The sequence below is a fragment of the Streptomyces sp. PA03-1a genome, assembly GCF_033792805.1.
In the GTDB taxonomy this organism is placed as follows: domain Bacteria; phylum Actinomycetota; class Actinomycetes; order Streptomycetales; family Streptomycetaceae; genus Actinacidiphila.
Genome location: NZ_JARAVO010000052.1, coordinates 1 through 15,700 on the forward strand (window position 1 = coordinate 1; position 15,700 = coordinate 15,700).

The following is a 15,700-nucleotide window of genomic DNA, read 5'->3' on the forward strand; positions in this document are numbered from 1 at the left end:
GGGGTGGCGCGAGTGGGGCGCCGTTCAGCCGGCGATGCCGTCGAGTTCCGCGACGGCGTCGGCAGGCAGCTCCAGGGCGGCCGCGGCCACGTTCTCGCGCAGGTGGGCGAGCGAGGACGTACCCGGGATCAGGACGGTGGTCGCCGACCGCCGGAGCAGCCAGGCGAGGGCGACCTGCTGCGGCGAGGCACCCAACCGGGCCGCCACGCCGGCGAGTCCGTCCGACTGGAACGTGGTGAAGCCCCCGAGCGGGAAGAAGGAGGCGAAGGCGATGCCTTCGGCCGCGCACCGGTCGACGAGGGCGTCGTCCTGCCGCTTGACGAGGTTGTAGAGGTTCTGCACGGCCACGACGGGGGCGATGGACTGCGCCTCGGTCAGCTGGCCGTCGGAGACCCCGCTGAGACCGAGGTGCCGGATCAGGCCCTGCTCGCGCAGTTCCGCGAGGGCGCCGAACTCCTCGGCGATCGGGTCGTCGCCGGTGCCCCCCACGGAGCCGAGGCGCAGGTACACCACATCGAGTGCGTCGAGTCGCAGGCGGCGGAGGTTCTCGTGCACCTGGGCCTTCAGGTCGTCGGGCTCCAGGGAGGGGATCCAGCCGCCGGTGGCGTCGCGGCGTGCGCCGACCTTGGTGGCGATGCGCAGGGCGTCCGGATAGGGGTGCAGCGCCTCCCTGATCAGCTCGTTGACCACCGCGGGACCGTAGAAGTCGCTGGTGTCGATGTGGGTGATCCCCAGCTCGACCGCCTCCCGCAGCACGGCGAGGGCCTGGTCGCGGTCCTTCGGCGGGCCGAAGACCCCGGGACCAGCCAGCTGCATGGCGCCGTAGCCCATGCGGCTGATGACGAGGTCGTCCGCGAGCCGCAGCGCACCACCGGGGAGATTCCGGGCGTTGCTCATGTGTCGCACCTTTCGCGCATTGGTGTGGGGGGTGACGAACCGGTCGGCTCCGGCCGCCCTCCACTGTGCGCGGCGTGGGGCGCCGGTGGCAGTGCCCCACTGTTCCTGGGGGTGAGGGGACCAGTCGCCTCACCCGCGGGGACGCATCCCGGCGTCCGTGCGGCGCGTCGCACGGCGATCCGGCCGGTCCGTCACGTCGCCTGGTCACGACGACCGGCGACGGCACCCACCCCGGAAGGCCAGACATGAGCACGTACCTGATCAACCACCTGCGCATCCCCGGCGGCATCCCGAACGACGAGGGCCTGACCTACCTGGAGCGCGTCGACGCCACCTTGCGGCCCTACGGCGGCACGTGGCTCGCGAACGGCGAGCCGACCGTGGTGGAGGGCGCATGGCCCGGCCTGGTCGTCCTCCTGGAGTTCCCCGACCGGGCCGCGGCCCAGGACTGGTACAACTCCCCCGAGTACCAGGAGATCCTGCCGCTGCGCACCCGCAACGCGATCTCCGACCTCGTGCTGATCGACGGTCTTCCCGCGGACTACACCGTCGCCGGCTTCGCCCGGCAGGTCCGGGCGTCGCTCGCCGGTGCGTCCGGCGCGTCGGGTGTATCCGGTGCTTCCGGTGCGTCCGGTGCGGACGGCTGACGCAGGCTCAGAGACACCCTGGCCGGGGCGGGTCGATCCCGCCCCGCCGGCCTGCCCGGTCCCCGGCCTCGTCCGCGACCGGCTGCCCGGCCGTCCACGAGGCCAGGATGCGCAGGGCGTCGTACGACGGGCTGCCGGGCTCTGCGGTCAGCACCATGAGGCGCTGACCCGAGCCGTCGGGGCTGCTCCACGTGTCGCAGTCGAGCGTGAGGTCACCGACCATCCGGTGCCGGTAGTGCTTGGTGCCGTAGCTGGTGGTGATGACGCGGTGCTCCGCCCACCAGGTGCGGAAGTCGGTGTCCTGGACCGACAACTCACCGACGAGACGCGCCAGTTCGGGATCGTCGGACTCAGCGGCGGCCTGCATGCGCAGGGCGGCGACGGCGTCGCGGGCGTCGTGCTCCCACTGCCGGTGCATGCCGCGGACGGTCGGGTGCGTGAAGAGCAGGTGCACGTAGTTGCGCCGGCCCGGCGGGACCGCCGAGAAGTCGGTGTACAGGGCCGCGGCGGCGTCGTTCCAGGCCAGGACGTCCAGCCGCTTGCCGAGGACGACGGCGGGCGTCGCCGAGAGCTGGTCGAGCAGACGCCGCATCGCGGGCCTCACGCCCTGCGCGGGACGGCGGCGCCGCGGCTGCGCGTCGGCCTTGCCGGCGAGCTCGTACAGGTACCTCTGCTGGTCCTCGTCGAGGCGCAACGCACGGGCCAGCGGGGCGAGGACCGAAGCCGACGCCCGGACGCGGCCCTGCTCGAGCCGCGTGTAGTAGTCGACGCTGATCGCGGCGAGCTGCGCGACCTCCTCACGGCGCAGACCCGCGACCTTGCGCCCGGAATCCGCCGGCGGCAGACCGCATTCGTCCGGTGCCAGCTGCGCCCGGCGGGCTTTCAGGAAGGCTCCGAGTTCGCGAGGACCAGATGCCGCAGTCATGTGCCCCATTCTCCCGCGCACTCCCCCTGCTGTGAGGGGGCACGTTTCTTCCCCGGCAGGAACCCGCCTCTTTTGCCCACCCCGGCCAGGACGGAGGGTCGAAAGTGCCCGGCACGGTCCCGGGCGGCAGAGGGCCCGCCGAACGGGCGCGGCCCGCCACGACAGCGAACACGGAGAACCCTGTGGCCAAGACCACCGTCACCTTCGACAGCGCCGGCATCCCGCTCGCCGGCCACCTCTACACCCCCGACCACTCCCACGACGCCCCCGCCGCGCGGGGCCCGCGGCCCGCGGTCGTCGTCGGCCACCCCGGCACCGGCGTGAAGGAGCAGGCCGCCGGTCTCTACGCGCGGCGCCTGGCCGAGAAGGGCTTCGTCACGCTCGCCTTCGACGCGGCGCACCAGGGCGAGAGCGGCGGCGAACCCCGCGGCCTGGAGGACCCCGCCCAGCGGGTGGAGGACCTCAAGGCGGCCGTCTCCTACCTCACCACCCGCGACGACGTCGACGCCGGACGCATCGGCGCCCTGGGCATCTGCGCCTCCGGCGGCTACGTCCTTCCCGCGGCGGCCGGTGACCGGCGGATCAAGGCCGTCGGCACCGTCAGCGCGGTCGACGTCTCCCGCCAGTTCCGCCTGGGGGCGGACGGGACCCAGGACGCGGCCGTGTTCCAGGGCATGCTGGAGGCCGCTGCCGGCGCACGTACCGCCGAGGCCCGCGGCGAGGAGCCGCCCGTCCTGACCCTGTTCCCCGACACCGCGGACCAGGCCCGCGCACTGGGCGGGGAGCACGGCGTCGAGGGCTTCGACTACTACCGCACCCCGCGCGCCCGGCACCCCCGGGCCGCCGACTTCTTCACCTGGTCGAGCATCGACAGGATGGCGGCCTTCGACGCCTTCGCCCCCGTGCCGCTCATGGGCCCGCGCCCCCTGCTGATGGTCGTGGGGTCCCGCGCGGTCACCGCCTGGATGAGCGTCGACGCGTTCCAGCGCGCCACCGGCCCCAAGGAGTTGCACTGGATCGACGGCGCCGGCCACGTCGACCTCTACGACCGGGAGCGGTACGTCGACCCCGCGGTCCAGAAGCTCGCCGGCTTCTTCACCCGCAACCTGGACCCGGCCGCGGGCCACTGACCCCGGCGCCCGGGCGGGGTGTGCCGGTAGGGTCCGCGCATGCGTGACGTCGCAACCGGCGTCTGGCACTGGCAGACGCCGCATCCGGAATGGACGCCGGACGAGCCGTGGCCGCGGGAGGTGTCGTCGTACGCCGTCGACGACGGCACCCGGCTGCTCCTCCTCGACCCGCTGTCCGTTCCGGCCGGGCTGCTCGCGCTCGCCGCCGAACGGGATCCGGTCGTGGTGCTCACCGCTCCCTGGCACGAGCGCGACGCACGGGGTCTGGTCGAGGGCCTCGACGCACCGGTGTTCACTCCCCCGCCCGACACCGCCGACGACCTCGTACGGAAGTTCGGCGTCACGCGCGAACAGGCCGGTGACGGCAGCCCCGACCTCGCCTGGCTGCACACCGGTGACGGCGGCCATGGCCACTTGTACGCCGCGGGCGACCGACTCCCGGCGGGGATCGAGGCGTTCGCCGGGAGGGAGCACAACGACATGGTTCTGTGGGACGGCCGTGTGCGGGCCGTCATCCCCAGCGACACCCTGGTCGACTTCGGCCGCGGGCTGCAGATCAACGACCGGCTGCGGGACGGCGTCACGCGCGAGCAGGTGGTCCAGCGCCTGCGGCCGCTGCTCGCCCTCCCGGTCGAGCTCGTGCTCCCCGCACACGGCGCACCGGCGGACCGGGCCGCGCTGGAGCGTGCGCTGACCCTCTGACCTCACCTGGTCCGGCACAATGCGGACGTGATCCTGGACGCCATCGACGCCGTGGACTGGTCGGCGATACCCAACCCGACGTCGTAACCGGGCGACGAACCCGCACGGGTCGCCACGCGCTGCGGCGGCTGACCGTGTCGACCACGGCCAACGAGACGGGGAGTGCGGCGGCGGCACTGGGGGACCGCGGCTTCACCTGCGGGCACGCCGCCATGGTGTTCCCCGCGGCCTACCCCGCCACGGCGGTCCTGCTGGACCTCGTCGAGCACGGCCGGCGCCCGCGCATCAAGGACGTGGCCCTCTCGCTTGTGTTCGACGCACTGTGCTTCTCCCCGCTCGCCGGCCACAACCGCGTGGACACGCCCTACGGCACCGACGTCCCGCTCTGCTGCGCCATCGCGCGGCAGATCCGCAGCCGTGCCGGCGCCCTCCTCGCCCACGGCATCCACGGGAAGCACCTACTGGCGCAGGCCGCACTGCACTGGCGGCTGGCCGTCGAGGAGTCCGAGCCGCAACCCGACGGCACCACGACCGCCTTGGCGGTCCTCGAAGGCGAGCCCTTCGACACACCGGCCGAAGCAGAAGTGCACACGACGGAGCCGGCGAAGACGTTTCCGCCCGTGCGTATCGAGTCGCTGACGGCGGATGCTTCCGGCGCGGCCTACGTACGACTGGCGCACGCGCCGTACGGCGTGCTGTCGCCGGGGGGCGTCCTCTACGACGCCGAGTGCGGAAACCGCGAGCACTGAACTCACCCGTCGCGGCGTGCGAAGAGGATCCCCCCGAGCCTGCTCTCGGCCGAGGCGAGCGTCATCTGGGCCTCCACGGTGAAACCGGCGTCGCCGAGCCACGCGGCCATCCGGTCGGGCCGCCGCAGGTGGACCCGGACCTTCATCGGGTGGCCGCCGTAGCCCTGCGTCTTCAGTCGCGTCCCCTCGCCTGCGTGGAAGGCCAGCAGCAGCGGGCCGCCCGGCCGCAGGGCCCGCCGGAAGTGCGTGAGGACGGCGCCGACCGCGTCGTCGGGGACGTGGATCAGGGAATACCACGCGACCAGGGCCGCCACCGAGCCGTCGGGGAGGTCAAGGTCCGTCATGGAACCGACGTCGAACCGCACGCCGGGGTGCTCGCGCGTGGCCACCTGGATCATCGCGGGCGACAGGTCGATCCCGAAGGCGTCCGCACCCAGTCCGTTCAGGTGGGCCGTGATCCTCCCGGGTCCGCATCCGACGTCCGCGACCGGCCCTCCGCCACTGCTCCTGACCAGGTCGGCGAAGAGCGCGAACGTTCAATAGCCGAGGATGCGTGCATGCGCACACGTGATCCGGAGCTGAAGCGGCGGCTGCTGCTGGAGGCGGCGCTGACCGAGTTCGCCGAGTACGGCGTCGCCGGGGCGCGGGTCGACCGGATCGCCGGACGCGCCGGGGTGAGCCCCGGCCTGACCTACTCCTTCTTCGACGGGAAGGAGGGCCTGTTCGAGGCCGTCTACGACGCCGTCGTCGAACAGGCCGTGGCCGGCATCCCCATCGACGCCGACGACCTGCCCGGCTACGCCGGCCGCCTCCACGACGCGGCCCTCGACCACCCCGAGGTCATGCGCTTCGTGGCCTGGTACGCCCTCGAACGCGGCGACGGCCGCGAGGTCCGGCCCGTCGTGGCCGCGTCCATGGCCGACAAGGTCGCCGCGGTCGAGGACGCGCAGCGGCGCGGCACCGTCACCGACCGCATGGGCGCGGGCGAACTCCTCGCCCTCGTCCTCGTCGTGGCCAACATGTGGCAGCGCCAAGGGGAGGACGTCCGCTCCCTGGTCCCGGCACCGGAGCGCAGGCGGGTCGTCGTGGAGTCGGTGCGGCAGCTCGTCACGCCCTGATCCGACGTCCGTACGCGAGGGGCACGAGTCCGCCGCGCGCACCCTCCCTACGCGGCAGGGAGGTTGACCCCCGCCCGTCCTGACGCCGCGCTCCCGACACGCGGCGCCCCCACCCCGTCCGGCGCAATCGCGACGGCCTCCGGCCTGCGCGGCGATCACCCACGGGGCAGCCTGGGAAGCGGAGCCCGCCCGGTCGTCCTCGCACGCCGACCGGGCGGGCCGCTGCGTCGGGGGCACCGGGATGACTCCGCGGGCCGCGGCGGTTGTACGGGGAGGAGAAGTACACCGCCACGCGAGGGAGCAGCGGACATGACCGCTCAGGACGTCGAACGCACCGGCTTCACCGAGCAGTGGGAGCGCTGGCACCGCGGCAAGGAGGAGGTGCTCGCCGGTCCGCACGGTTTCCTGGCGATCACGAGCCTGCGCTGGCTGGGACCGCGACCGGAACGCTTCGAGGACGCCCCCGGCACCTGGTCGGTCGCCGACGGCCATGTGGTGGTCGAGCTCGGCGACGGCGAGGAGTTGACCGTCGACGGCACGCCGGTACGAGGCCGGTACGACTTCGGCGTCATCGGCGAGCGCGACGGTGTCCACGCCGGCTTCGGCGACGCCGTCGTCGAGGTCGCCAAGCGCGGCGGACACGACATCCTGCGCCCACGCCACCCCGGCAACCCGCTGCGCACCGGCTTCACCGGGACGCCCGCCTACGCGCCCGATCCCCGCTGGGTCCGCGAGGGCCGATTCGTGCCCTACGACGCCCCGCGTCCGGTGACCGTGGGCGCGACGGTCGAGGGCCTGGAGCATGTCTACGACTCCCCCGGCCAGGTGGAGTTCGACGTGGACGGCGCGACGTACCGGCTCACCGTCTTCAACGGCTCGCGGCCGGGCGGCCTGATGGCGCTGTTCACCGACGCGACGTCCGGGGTGACCACCTACGCGGCGAACCGCTCCCTGCAGATCGACCCGCCGGACGCCGGGGGCGGGGTGAGCCTGGACTTCAACCGTGCGGCCAACCTGCCCTGCGCGTACACCGACCTCGCCACCTGCCCCCTCCCGCCCGCCGGCAACCGGCTGCCGTTCGCCGTCGAGGCGGGCGAGAGGATCCCCCTGGAGCGGGGCGGCCGGGCCTGAACCCGGGGGTCGCTCAGCCGCGCAGGACCTCCCGGCCGAGCCGGCGGCGGGCCGGGTCCAGCGCGGCGTCGACCTCCTTGTTCCGCGCGACGTCCAGCACGACGGCGGCCGGATGGTGCTCCCGGCGCTCGACTGCGGCGCGGCGCAGGTGGGTCGGCGGGTGCGTCTGGTCCTCGACGTGGGCGGTCAGGGCGGACAGCCGGCGCCGCCGCTCCAGCTCATGCGCGGGAATCGACCCCACGTACTCCTTGAGCCGTTTCCAGACCGCCTCGTCGGGTTCCCTGTCGGCGCCCCGTGTGGCGCGGTGCACGGTGCCTGCGGTGACGTACTGCTGGTCGAGCCAGAAGGAGATGGCGTCGGCGAGCAGCAGGACGTCGAGCCCCCCGATGGCAGCCTCCGTCGAACCGATCCGCGCTTCGAGGTCGTCCGCGAGGTACTCGGCCTGCTGACTGGCGCGCAGGGTCAGGTGTGCCAGGACGTGCAGGAGCAGCAGCACGGCGGAGGCGGGTACGAACATGAACAGTCGTGCGGCGATCTCGATCATTCCCAGGCCGCTGGTGTCCTGCTGCGGACGCAGCAGCACGTACCACTCGACGAGCGTGCGGTGAGCGGAGCCTATGACGAGCGTCTGGCTGGTGTCGCCGTTGACGAAGTGACCGAACTCGTGGCCGAGCAGGCCGACCCGCTGCTGCGGGGTCAGCACCTCCCACAGCCCGAGGCCGATCGTCAGCACCTTGCGACGGCGCAGGCCGACCGCCTGGACAGAGGCGTTGACCTGGGTGTCCACCACGACGACGTCCGCCCGTGGCGCTCCGAGGGCGTCGGCCACCTCGTCCAGCAGCGCGTAGAGCGCGGGCGCGTCCGCCCGGTGCAGCTGGTCCCCGTGCCGCGGCCTCCGCCCCAGCCGTGGACGCATCAGCCATGCCAGGCCCAGCAACAGGACGCCCAGCACGGCGGGGATGATCGCCCGCCAGCCCGTCACCAGCAGCCACACACCTGCGGCGGCCACGGCCAGCGTCAGCAGGTGCACGAGGCCGGCGATCGCGTAGGCGCCGACGTACGCCGCGCCCCGGCCGGGCCTCGGCGGCCGTTCCGACGTCATCCTGGCGAACAGTTCCTCGCCGTACGCCCGCGACAGGCGCCGGCGCAACGCGTCGACGGGTCCGTCGTGCTCCTCGTCGTCCTCGTTCCCGCCCCGCACGTTCCAGTCGCACGCCGCGCACCAGACGACGAACCGGTCGTCCTCCGTCAGCCGCTGCCCGCACTGCGGGCACGGTCTTCCTCGGCCTGTCCGCATGTCGCCCCTCCCCTTGATCATCTCGAGCCGGGGCATCGTAGTGGCGGTGCGGATGCTCCGCGCGCCCGGGGGCCACCGCCCGCCCCCGGGCGAAGGGTTCACCCGGGGTCCGGGTGGTTCACCGCCAGACCGGAAGATCCGTGCCCCAGCGCCCCGGGGGGCGGGTCCAGTCGGCCGGGGCGCCGTGGTAGCCCAGGGGCGGGAGGGCGTGGACCAGGCATCCGTAGGCGGAGTCGGCGACGGCGAGCCGGCTCGTGGGGTCGTGGTCCCCACCGGTTCCGGTTCCGGTCTGCGCGTCGCCCGGGCCGATGCCGTGCGTCAGCCAGGAGGCCGTGGCCGTCAGCGACAGCCGCAGCAGCCTTCCGCCGCCGTGGCGGCGGGCGTCGGCCAGGGCGCGCAGGACCGCCGCGGCCAGCAGGTAGCCGGTGCCGTGGTCGAGGGCCTGCGCGGGGAGGACGCCCGGACGGCCGTCCGGTCCGGCCTCGATCGAGGCGATGCCGCAGCGCGCCTGCACCAGGCTGTCGAAGCCGCGCCGCCCCGCCCAGGGACCTGACCGTTCCCAGGCGCGGAGCTGGGCGACGACCAGCCCCGGCCGCCGCTCGCGCAGCGCCTCCGCCGAGAGGCCGAAGCGGTCCAGTGCGCCGGGGCGGTAGCCGGTCACGACCACGTCGGCGGAGGCGAGGAGGTCCTCGAGGACCGTCCGGTCGGGACCGGAGAGGTCGAGCCGCGCCGACCGCTTCCCGAAGCCGGTGTCGGCGTGGGCCGACTCGTCCTCCGGCAGACGGGGGCTGTCCACCCGCAGGACGTCCGCGCCCAGCAGCGCCAGCGTGCGCGTGGCGACCGGTCCGGCGATGACCCGCGTCAGGTCGAGCACGCGGACATCCGCCGCGGGCAGCCCCGCCGGAGGCAGGGGGCGCACCGGAGCGTCGTCGGTGCGCTCGGTCTCCACGAGCGGCCGCGCCGCCGGGCCCGGATCCCGTACGGCGACGGCCAGCCCGCCCGCCGCGTAGACGGTCTCCTCGACCTCCGCGGCCTTGCGCCCGGCCAGCTCCTCCGCCAGCCGTCGGGCCAGTGCGTCCTCGTCGCCGCCGTCACCACCGTCGGGAAGGCCGAGGGCGGCGGTCAACCGGGCTCGGTGGTGCGGGTAGTTGGCATGGGTGCGCACCCAGCCGTCCGCGGTGCGCCAGAAGCCGGACAGCGCAGCGAAGGACGTGGCCGCCCGGCCGTCGATCCGCAGGTGCCGCTCGCTCACGAACGCGGTGGCCACCGCCCCCTCGTCGACCAGCACCGCAGGCGGCGGCCCGCCGGAGCGCAGCGCGAGCAGTTCGGCCGCGGCGAGCGAGCAGACCCCGACCGTGGCCCGGGCCATCCGGCGTACCGGCAGCCGGGCGGGCAGCACCCCGGCCACCTCCCGGTACGCCACGTGTTCCGCCCGCTCGGGGACGCCGCCGAGGGCCTCCCAGGCCTCGACGGTCGGACGGTCGGGCGGCTGCTGCATCGTGTCGTTCCTTCCTCGGAGGGCGGCCGTTCAGCGGGGCGGGCGCCGCCGGTACAGCACCTCCTGCACGACGGAGGCGACCAGGCGGCCGTCCCGGGTGAAGAACTGACCCCGGGCCAGGCCCCGGGACGACGCGTACGTCGGGCTCTCCATGGCGAACAGCAGCCACTCGTCGGCGCGGAACGGCCGGTGGAACCACACGGCGTGGTCGAGCGATGCGGCCTGCCGCACGCCGGGGTGGTCGGCGTAGGGCAGGCCGGCCGTCGCGAGCAGCCGGATGTCGGAGAAGTAGGTCAGGGCGCAGGCGTGCAGCAACGGCCCTCCGGGCAGGGCGTCGCGGGTGCGGACCCACAACTGCTGGCGCGGCCCCTGCCCGATGCTGGGCAGTCCCTTGTCGGGGTCGCCCACGCAGCGGGACTCCAGGACGGCCTCGAAGACGGACGCTCCCCGCCGGGCACGTCCGAGCTCCCACAGCTCGGGTAGTCCCTCGGGCCCGGGCGCCTCGGGCGCGTCCGCCTGGTGCTCGTCGCTGTCCTCCGGGCGGTGGAAGGAGGCGGAGAGGCTGAAGATCGCCTCGCCGTCCTGGATCGCGACCACCCGCCGGGTGGCGAAGGAGCGTCCGTCCCGGGTCCGGTCGACCTCGTAGACGATGGGCCGGTCGGTACGGCCCGCGCGGATGAAGTAGCCGTGCAGGGAGTGGACGAGCAGGTCGGGGGCGGGCAGGGTCGAGCCCGCCGCGATCAGCGACTGCGCCGCGACCTGGCCGCCGAAGGCCCGCAACGGCATCCCGGCGTGGCAGAAGCCGCGGTAGAGGTTCTCCTCCAGCCGCTCCAGGGTCAGCAGTTCCGTGAACGACGTGGCCGTCTCGGCCGGGTCCGGGACGTTCTGCTGCATGGGTTCACCGCCAGGGTGCGTACGGCCGGGCGCTCACCGCTCGCCCACTTCTGTGCATGACGCACATGGTAGGGCCGCCGACCTGCGCGGACCCGGCGGGGTCGGACCGGCCCCGCTGGTCACCGGCGGTGCGGGGCCCAGCGGTTGAGGGTGGTGCCGTCCGCGGCCAGGGTGAGCCAGGTGCCGTCGCCGAGCGCGACGGGGAGCGCACCGCACCCCTGGCGACGCGGAGGACCGTGCCGATGGCGGCCCATACGACGGGCACCTCGCAGTCGTGGGCGCGCAGGACGAGGACGGCGGTGACGTCGTCGATGAGTGGGCGCGCAAGGGGGAAGTGCCGCGGCATGTCGGCTTGCCGCTCCTAAACGATCACGGGAAGGTACCGCTATGACCTCGAAATCCTCTGCCGTGCCCCTGGCCGGCCGTGTCGCCGTCGTCACCGGCGCTTCCAGCGGCATCGGGGAAGCGACTGCCGAGCACCTGGCGTCACTGGGTGCGAAGGTGGCAGTACTGGCCCGCCGCGAGGACCGGCTTGCCGTCCTGGCTTCGCGGATCGAGGGTCAAGGCGGCACCGCCCTGGCGATCCCGGTGGACGTGACCGACGCGCAGGCGGTGCGTGCCGCTGCCAACAAGGTGAAGAACGACTTCGGCGGCGCCGACCTGTTGTTCAACAACGCGGGTGTGATGCTGCCGGCCCCGATCGAGGAGCTCGCCACCGACCAGTGGCAGCAGCAGATCGATCTGAACATCACCGGCCTGATGCACATCATCGGAGCGTTTGTTCCGCAGCTGGTCGAGACGGCTGCCGAGCGTGGCGTCAGCGACCTGGTCAACACTTCGTCGATCGCCGCGCAGAACATCTTCCCCAACTTCGCCGTCTACTCGGGTACAAAGGCCTACGTCACGCACTTGTCGCGCCACCTGCGCACGGAGCTCGGTCCGAAGAACGTGCGAGTGTCGGCCATCGAGCCTGGCATCGTCGGCACGGAGTTGCAGAGCCATGTGACCGATTCCGGTGCCCTGGAGTGGCTGGCGGGCTCCAAGGAGACGATCGAGTGGCTGACGGCCCAGGACATCGCCCGTACCGTCGGTTTCCTCGTCTCCCAGCCGGCGCACGTCAACCTCCAGCAGGTCACGATCATGCCCACCGGCCAGCCGAGCTGAGCTGTCGTCAGGCGTCACTGCGGGGACGGCGGCAGGTCGAGGACGCAATGCCCGCCGCGGGAACCCGAGCAACGATCCCGTACTACGACACGTACCGCCGAGTGCTGCGGCATCATCTGCCTCCGACGACCCCGCATGTCATCCTGAAACGATCGGTCAGTGGCCGCGCGGTGCGGTGATGTCGTACGAGATGCGCCCCGCGGGCAGGTAGAACAGCGCGATGAGGGCGCCGCCGCGGACCTCGGGGTAGTGGTGGCTGCCGGGGGCGGGGGCGGTCCAGCCCGGCCCCTGCCAGCCGCTGGGGCCGGCGAGCTGCGCGTCACGGTCGACGGGCGCCACGAGGTTGATCTCGCCGTAGGGGTGGGCGTGGTACTGGCCCCGGTAGCGGGCATGGCTGTTCATGTACACCGCGGTGATGCTGAAGTACTGCGTCTCCGCCGAGGGCGGTGCGATGAGGCTGCGCCGGTAGTTCGGGCCGTCGACCTCGGCGTTCGCGGCCCAGCCCTCCTCGACGCCGAGCTTGATCAGGCGCGAGAGGTGCCCGTACAGCTCGCTGCGCGGGCCGTGGGTGCCGTTCAGCCAGTCCTCGAGTTCCTTGCCCGCGGTGCGGTTCCTGACCGCTTCCAGGAAGGGGATGCTGCGCTCGATGAGCTCCCGTCGGTGATCCATCGTCCGTCCTCCTCGGCACCCGGGGTGGCCGTCGCACCCCGTCGGTGCCAGGGTGACAGCGGATTTCGTTATCGTCAATGGTTGTAACTAAACGACCGGACGGAGTCCCCGCACGCCGATCAGCGTTACAGTTCCTATCTGTAATGAATTGTCCGCTCTGACTCGTCTCCCCCGTCGTGGGGCGGCGGGCCGGTCGAGGAGGCGAGGCCCGTGCACGAGCCCATCAAGCGTGCGGGGAGTCATCACACCCATGGCCGTACGGCGCTCCGCGGGCTGAAGCGGTCCAGGTCCTGGCGGGCATGGCGGCTGTCCGAGGCCGGCACCCCCGTCGCACTCGTGCTGATCATCACGACGATCGGTTTCGTCGCGCCCTCCGACGTGCACCTGGCGTCCCTGCTCATCGCCGCGCCCGCCCTGACGGCGGCGATCTCGACGGCGCGCGCCACCACCGGGGTGGCCGCGCTGTCACTGGTGGCCGCGGTGACCTGCGACGTCCACGACGGGCTGCTCCGCTCCCCCGTCCTGCCGACGCATGTCGCGGCCCTGCTGGTGGTCTCCGTCTTCCTCATCGCGTTCTGCAGCACCCGCGACCGCAACCGCCGGGAGGCGAGCCAGCTGCGGGCGATCTCCGAGGCGGCGCAGCAGGTCGTCCTGCGGCCCCTCCCCCGGCGGATCGAGGGCCTGCGGGTCGCCTCGGTGTACCGGGCGGCCGAGACGATGGCCGAGGTCGGAGGCGACCTGTACGCCGCGGCACGGACGCCGTACGGCACCCGGCTCCTCATCGGTGACGTCAAGGGCAAGGGCCTGCAGGCGCTCGACGACACGGCGGCGCTGCTCGGCGCCTTCCGCGAGGCGGTGCACCAGCACCCCACCCTGCCCGGCCTGGCCGCGGCGCTGGAGGGCAGCGTGCGCCGGCACGTGGTCGAGGCGTCCGAGGCCGACGCCGACGCGCCGGAGCGGTTCATCACCGCACTGCTGGTGGAGTTCCCGGCCGGCGGGGGCCTCGTGCGCACGGTCAGCTGCGGGCACCCGTTGCCGCTGCTGCTGCGCGACGGCCGCATCACCGCCCTCGCGGGCCCGGCGCCCGCGCCGCCGCTCGGCCTGGCCGGCCTCGACCCCGCCGCGTACCGCGTGGACCGCTTCCCGCTCGCCCCGGGCGACCTGCTCCTGCTCTACACCGACGGCCTCGCCGAGGCCCGGGACCGCTCGGGCGCCTTCTACTCCGTGGCCGACCTCGGGATCCCCCGGGACACGGCCGTGTGCGACCCGGAATCCCTGCTCCAGGAAGTCCTGGCGGACCTGCTCCGCCACACGGACGGGCGGCTCAACGACGACGTGGCGCTGGTGGCCGTGCAGTGTCCGCCCGCGGGCTGACGCGAGGCTGCGCCGTCCCGCTCAGGCAGCCGGGTCGTCCAGCTCGATGCGGGCACCGTCAGCGTCCGGCGGCCACAGGGGCTCGGGCACCCGCGCCCCGAACGACGCGCCCCACCGGTTGCGCGACGAGACCTCGTGGACCGGACGCCGGTTGGCGGCGACCCCCCAGCGGCCCAGTGGATACCCGAACGCCAGCATCGCGATCATCCGCCAGCCGTCCGCGGTGGGCACGCCCAGCAGGTCGCGGACGGTGTCGGCCTCGTAGCGCAGGACCGTGGTCAGCACGCCGCCGATGCCCTCGGCTCCCGCGGCCAGCAGCGAACTCCAGATGGCCGGGTAGATGTTCGCGCCGCCGTGGTCGTCCACCGCGAAGACGAAGACCAGCAGGGGGATCTCGGCGAAGTGCTCGACGAAGTGGTCCCCGGAGCTCTTGATGCGCCCCAGGGACTTCGCCCGCCGTGCGGGGTCCTCGTGCGGTGCCGTACCGAGCCGGCCGGCCTCGATGTCGGCGTACTCCCGCTGCCGGCAGGACGCGTAGAGCTCGGCGAGCCTCGCCTTGAGCCCGGGGTCGTCCACGGCGAGGAAGTGCCAGCGTTGCGTGTTGCCGCCGTTGGGCGCCCGGATGGCGGCGTCCAGGATCCGGCACCGGCTCTCCATCGGGAGGGGATCCGGCTTCATGGCGCATGATCCGGGTCGTGTAGAGCGCTTCGTAGACGTCCACCGGTCAACTCCCAGGGCGCGAGCGGCGGTTACGTTACAAATATTCACCGTAACACCAACGGAAGTCGCCTGCCCGCGCCCTGGACCGCCCCGGCCTGCGCCGCGCCCGGCCGGATCAGCCGGAGCCGGCGGGGCGCACCGCGATGGCGGGCCAGACGGTGTCGACGAGGCGGTCCGGGATGTCCGCACCGGATCCCCCGGTGCGCAGGTAGTCCGCGAAGTAGCTGCCGAAGCAGAGGGTCACGACGGTGTCGAGGTCGACGTCCTCACGGACCTCGCCGCGCTCGCGGAGCCGCCGCAGGGTCTGCGCCAACTCGTCGCACCGCGGCCCGACCCCGTGCTCGCGCAGCTGCTCCAGCAGGCCGGGTGCACGTTCGACCTCCGCCATGAAGTTGCCGTGCAGGGCCATCGCGCCCTTGTTGTGGTACCGCGGATCGAGGCGGCGCACGGCCTCACGGAACGCCTCGACTCCGGACAGCGCGTCCATGTCGACGTCCGGGTACGCCTCGCGCTGGGCGCGCAGTCCGTACTGGAGGGCGTCGACGACCAGGTCGTACTTGTTCGCCCAACGCCGGTACAGCGTGGGCCGCGTGACCCCGGCGTCGGCGACGATGTCCCCGATGGTCATCTGCGCATACCCGTCGGCGACCAGCCGCTTGCGCGTCGCCCGGATGATCGCCTCCTCGATCGCCGGGTCCCGCGGCCGGCCACCGGCCCGCGAGCCGGCGCCGCGGTCGGCCCCCTTGTCGTCCTTGGCGCTTCCGGTGCGGTCGTCGCCGCTCATC

General features: G+C 73.3%; 18 protein-coding genes. 8 read left to right on the forward strand and 10 right to left on the reverse strand.

The window, feature by feature from the left end:
• Window positions 1-24: 24 nt before the first annotated feature.
• Window positions 25-897: an oxidoreductase gene (locus tag PV341_RS14170; protein ID WP_500357931.1), complete on the reverse strand. Its 873-nt coding sequence runs from the start codon at window positions 895-897 to the stop codon at window positions 25-27.
• A gap of 245 nt (window positions 898-1,142) precedes the next feature.
• Here PV341_RS14170 and PV341_RS14175 point away from each other — a divergent pair, with 245 nt between their 5' ends.
• On the forward strand, window positions 1,143-1,544 hold the full coding sequence (locus tag PV341_RS14175) for a DUF1330 domain-containing protein (protein ID WP_500357932.1): 402 nt from the start codon (window positions 1,143-1,145) through the stop codon (window positions 1,542-1,544).
• Between the two features lie 7 nt (window positions 1,545-1,551).
• Here PV341_RS14175 and PV341_RS14180 read toward each other — a convergent pair whose 3' ends face one another.
• A complete protein-coding gene (locus tag PV341_RS14180) occupies window positions 1,552-2,469 on the reverse strand; it encodes a helix-turn-helix domain-containing protein (protein ID WP_500357933.1) in 918 nt (305 codons plus the stop codon).
• Window positions 2,470-2,651: 182 nt separating this feature from the next.
• On the opposite strand from PV341_RS14180, the gene PV341_RS14185 reads away from it, so the two are divergent.
• The 3 genes from PV341_RS14185 (at window position 2,652) to PV341_RS14195 (ending at window position 5,050) form a co-directional block, all read left to right on the forward strand.
• Window positions 2,652-3,599 (forward strand): alpha/beta hydrolase, encoded by a 948-nt coding sequence (locus PV341_RS14185; protein WP_500328814.1) that lies wholly within the window; start codon window positions 2,652-2,654, stop codon window positions 3,597-3,599.
• Between the two features lie 39 nt (window positions 3,600-3,638).
• Complete coding sequence (locus tag PV341_RS14190) at window positions 3,639-4,301, forward strand: MBL fold metallo-hydrolase (RefSeq protein ID WP_500357934.1); 663 nt, start codon at window positions 3,639-3,641, stop codon at window positions 4,299-4,301.
• Between the two features lie 134 nt (window positions 4,302-4,435).
• Window positions 4,436-5,050 (forward strand): hypothetical protein, encoded by a 615-nt coding sequence (locus PV341_RS14195; protein WP_500357935.1) that lies wholly within the window; start codon window positions 4,436-4,438, stop codon window positions 5,048-5,050.
• A 2-nt stretch (window positions 5,051-5,052) separates the two neighbouring features.
• Here the strand turns inward: PV341_RS14195 and PV341_RS14200 are convergent, their stop codons facing one another.
• Complete coding sequence (locus tag PV341_RS14200) at window positions 5,053-5,565, reverse strand: class I SAM-dependent methyltransferase (protein WP_500357965.1); 513 nt, start codon at window positions 5,563-5,565, stop codon at window positions 5,053-5,055.
• Between the two features lie 42 nt (window positions 5,566-5,607).
• Between PV341_RS14200 and PV341_RS14205 the strand changes: the two genes are divergently transcribed.
• Window positions 5,608-6,168, forward strand: a complete 561-nt coding sequence (locus PV341_RS14205; protein ID WP_500328820.1) for a TetR family transcriptional regulator — start codon at window positions 5,608-5,610, stop codon at window positions 6,166-6,168.
• Between the two features lie 309 nt (window positions 6,169-6,477).
• Window positions 6,478-7,299 carry a DUF1684 domain-containing protein gene (locus PV341_RS14210; RefSeq protein WP_500328821.1) on the forward strand — a complete coding sequence of 274 codons (822 nt, stop codon included), beginning with the start codon at window positions 6,478-6,480 and terminating at the stop codon, window positions 7,297-7,299.
• 13 nt (window positions 7,300-7,312) lie between these two features.
• Here the strand turns inward: PV341_RS14210 and PV341_RS14215 are convergent, their stop codons facing one another.
• The 4 genes from PV341_RS14215 to PV341_RS14230 all read right to left on the reverse strand — a co-directional run bounded on the left by PV341_RS14215 (window position 7,313) and on the right by PV341_RS14230 (window position 11,242).
• Window positions 7,313-8,596, reverse strand: a complete 1,284-nt coding sequence (locus PV341_RS14215; protein ID WP_500357936.1) for a M48 family metallopeptidase — start codon at window positions 8,594-8,596, stop codon at window positions 7,313-7,315.
• Between the two features lie 118 nt (window positions 8,597-8,714).
• Complete coding sequence (locus PV341_RS14220; RefSeq protein WP_500357938.1) at window positions 8,715-10,094, reverse strand: CoA transferase; 1,380 nt, start codon at window positions 10,092-10,094, stop codon at window positions 8,715-8,717.
• A gap of 30 nt (window positions 10,095-10,124) precedes the next feature.
• Window positions 10,125-10,988, reverse strand: a complete 864-nt coding sequence (locus PV341_RS14225; RefSeq protein ID WP_500357940.1) for an acyl-CoA thioesterase — start codon at window positions 10,986-10,988, stop codon at window positions 10,125-10,127.
• A gap of 119 nt (window positions 10,989-11,107) precedes the next feature.
• The gene (locus tag PV341_RS14230; RefSeq protein WP_500328825.1) at window positions 11,108-11,242 is read right to left on the reverse strand and encodes a hypothetical protein; all 135 of its coding nucleotides are present in this window, start codon (window positions 11,240-11,242) and stop codon (window positions 11,108-11,110) included.
• A gap of 133 nt (window positions 11,243-11,375) precedes the next feature.
• On the opposite strand from PV341_RS14230, the gene PV341_RS14235 reads away from it, so the two are divergent.
• A complete protein-coding gene (locus tag PV341_RS14235; protein ID WP_500328826.1) occupies window positions 11,376-12,152 on the forward strand; it encodes an SDR family oxidoreductase in 777 nt (258 codons plus the stop codon).
• Between the two features lie 156 nt (window positions 12,153-12,308).
• Here PV341_RS14235 and PV341_RS14240 read toward each other — a convergent pair whose 3' ends face one another.
• Window positions 12,309-12,821: a 4-hydroxylaminobenzoate lyase gene (locus PV341_RS14240; RefSeq protein WP_500357942.1), complete on the reverse strand. Its 513-nt coding sequence runs from the start codon at window positions 12,819-12,821 to the stop codon at window positions 12,309-12,311.
• 210 nt (window positions 12,822-13,031) lie between these two features.
• Here PV341_RS14240 and PV341_RS14245 point away from each other — a divergent pair, with 210 nt between their 5' ends.
• Complete coding sequence (locus tag PV341_RS14245) at window positions 13,032-14,195, forward strand: PP2C family protein-serine/threonine phosphatase (RefSeq protein ID WP_500357944.1); 1,164 nt, start codon at window positions 13,032-13,034, stop codon at window positions 14,193-14,195.
• Between the two features lie 21 nt (window positions 14,196-14,216).
• On the opposite strand, the gene PV341_RS14250 is transcribed toward PV341_RS14245, so the two are convergent.
• Both PV341_RS14250 and PV341_RS14255 read right to left on the reverse strand, forming a co-directional pair.
• A complete protein-coding gene (locus PV341_RS14250; RefSeq protein ID WP_500357945.1) occupies window positions 14,217-14,873 on the reverse strand; it encodes a nitroreductase family protein in 657 nt (218 codons plus the stop codon).
• Between the two features lie 157 nt (window positions 14,874-15,030).
• On the reverse strand, window positions 15,031-15,699 hold the full coding sequence (locus tag PV341_RS14255) for a TetR/AcrR family transcriptional regulator (RefSeq protein WP_500328831.1): 669 nt from the start codon (window positions 15,697-15,699) through the stop codon (window positions 15,031-15,033).
• Between the last annotated feature and the right edge of the window lies 1 nt (window position 15,700).

Excerpts from the sequence above, each read along its gene's own strand:
- PV341_RS14235 (WP_500328826.1), top strand. The coding sequence starts at position 11,376 with ATGACCTCGAAATCCTCTGCCGTGCCCCTGGCCGGCCGTGTCGCCGTC.
- PV341_RS14250 (WP_500357945.1), bottom strand. The coding sequence starts at position 14,873 with ATGAAGCCGGATCCCCTCCCGATGGAGAGCCGGTGCCGGATCCTGGAC.
- PV341_RS14170 (WP_500357931.1), bottom strand. The coding sequence starts at position 897 with ATGAGCAACGCCCGGAATCTCCCCGGTGGTGCGCTGCGGCTCGCGGAC.
- PV341_RS14205 (WP_500328820.1), top strand. The coding sequence starts at position 5,608 with ATGCGCACACGTGATCCGGAGCTGAAGCGGCGGCTGCTGCTGGAGGCG.
- PV341_RS14220 (WP_500357938.1), bottom strand. The coding sequence starts at position 10,094 with ATGCAGCAGCCGCCCGACCGTCCGACCGTCGAGGCCTGGGAGGCCCTC.
- PV341_RS14225 (WP_500357940.1), bottom strand. The coding sequence starts at position 10,988 with ATGCAGCAGAACGTCCCGGACCCGGCCGAGACGGCCACGTCGTTCACG.
- PV341_RS14240 (WP_500357942.1), bottom strand. The coding sequence starts at position 12,821 with ATGGATCACCGACGGGAGCTCATCGAGCGCAGCATCCCCTTCCTGGAA.
- PV341_RS14180 (WP_500357933.1), bottom strand. The coding sequence starts at position 2,469 with ATGACTGCGGCATCTGGTCCTCGCGAACTCGGAGCCTTCCTGAAAGCC.
- PV341_RS14190 (WP_500357934.1), top strand. The coding sequence starts at position 3,639 with ATGCGTGACGTCGCAACCGGCGTCTGGCACTGGCAGACGCCGCATCCG.
- PV341_RS14210 (WP_500328821.1), top strand. The coding sequence starts at position 6,478 with ATGACCGCTCAGGACGTCGAACGCACCGGCTTCACCGAGCAGTGGGAG.
- PV341_RS14230 (WP_500328825.1), bottom strand. The coding sequence starts at position 11,242 with ATGGGCCGCCATCGGCACGGTCCTCCGCGTCGCCAGGGGTGCGGTGCG.
- PV341_RS14175 (WP_500357932.1), top strand. The coding sequence starts at position 1,143 with ATGAGCACGTACCTGATCAACCACCTGCGCATCCCCGGCGGCATCCCG.
- PV341_RS14255 (WP_500328831.1), bottom strand. The coding sequence starts at position 15,699 with ATGAGCGGCGACGACCGCACCGGAAGCGCCAAGGACGACAAGGGGGCC.
- PV341_RS14215 (WP_500357936.1), bottom strand. The coding sequence starts at position 8,596 with ATGCGGACAGGCCGAGGAAGACCGTGCCCGCAGTGCGGGCAGCGGCTG.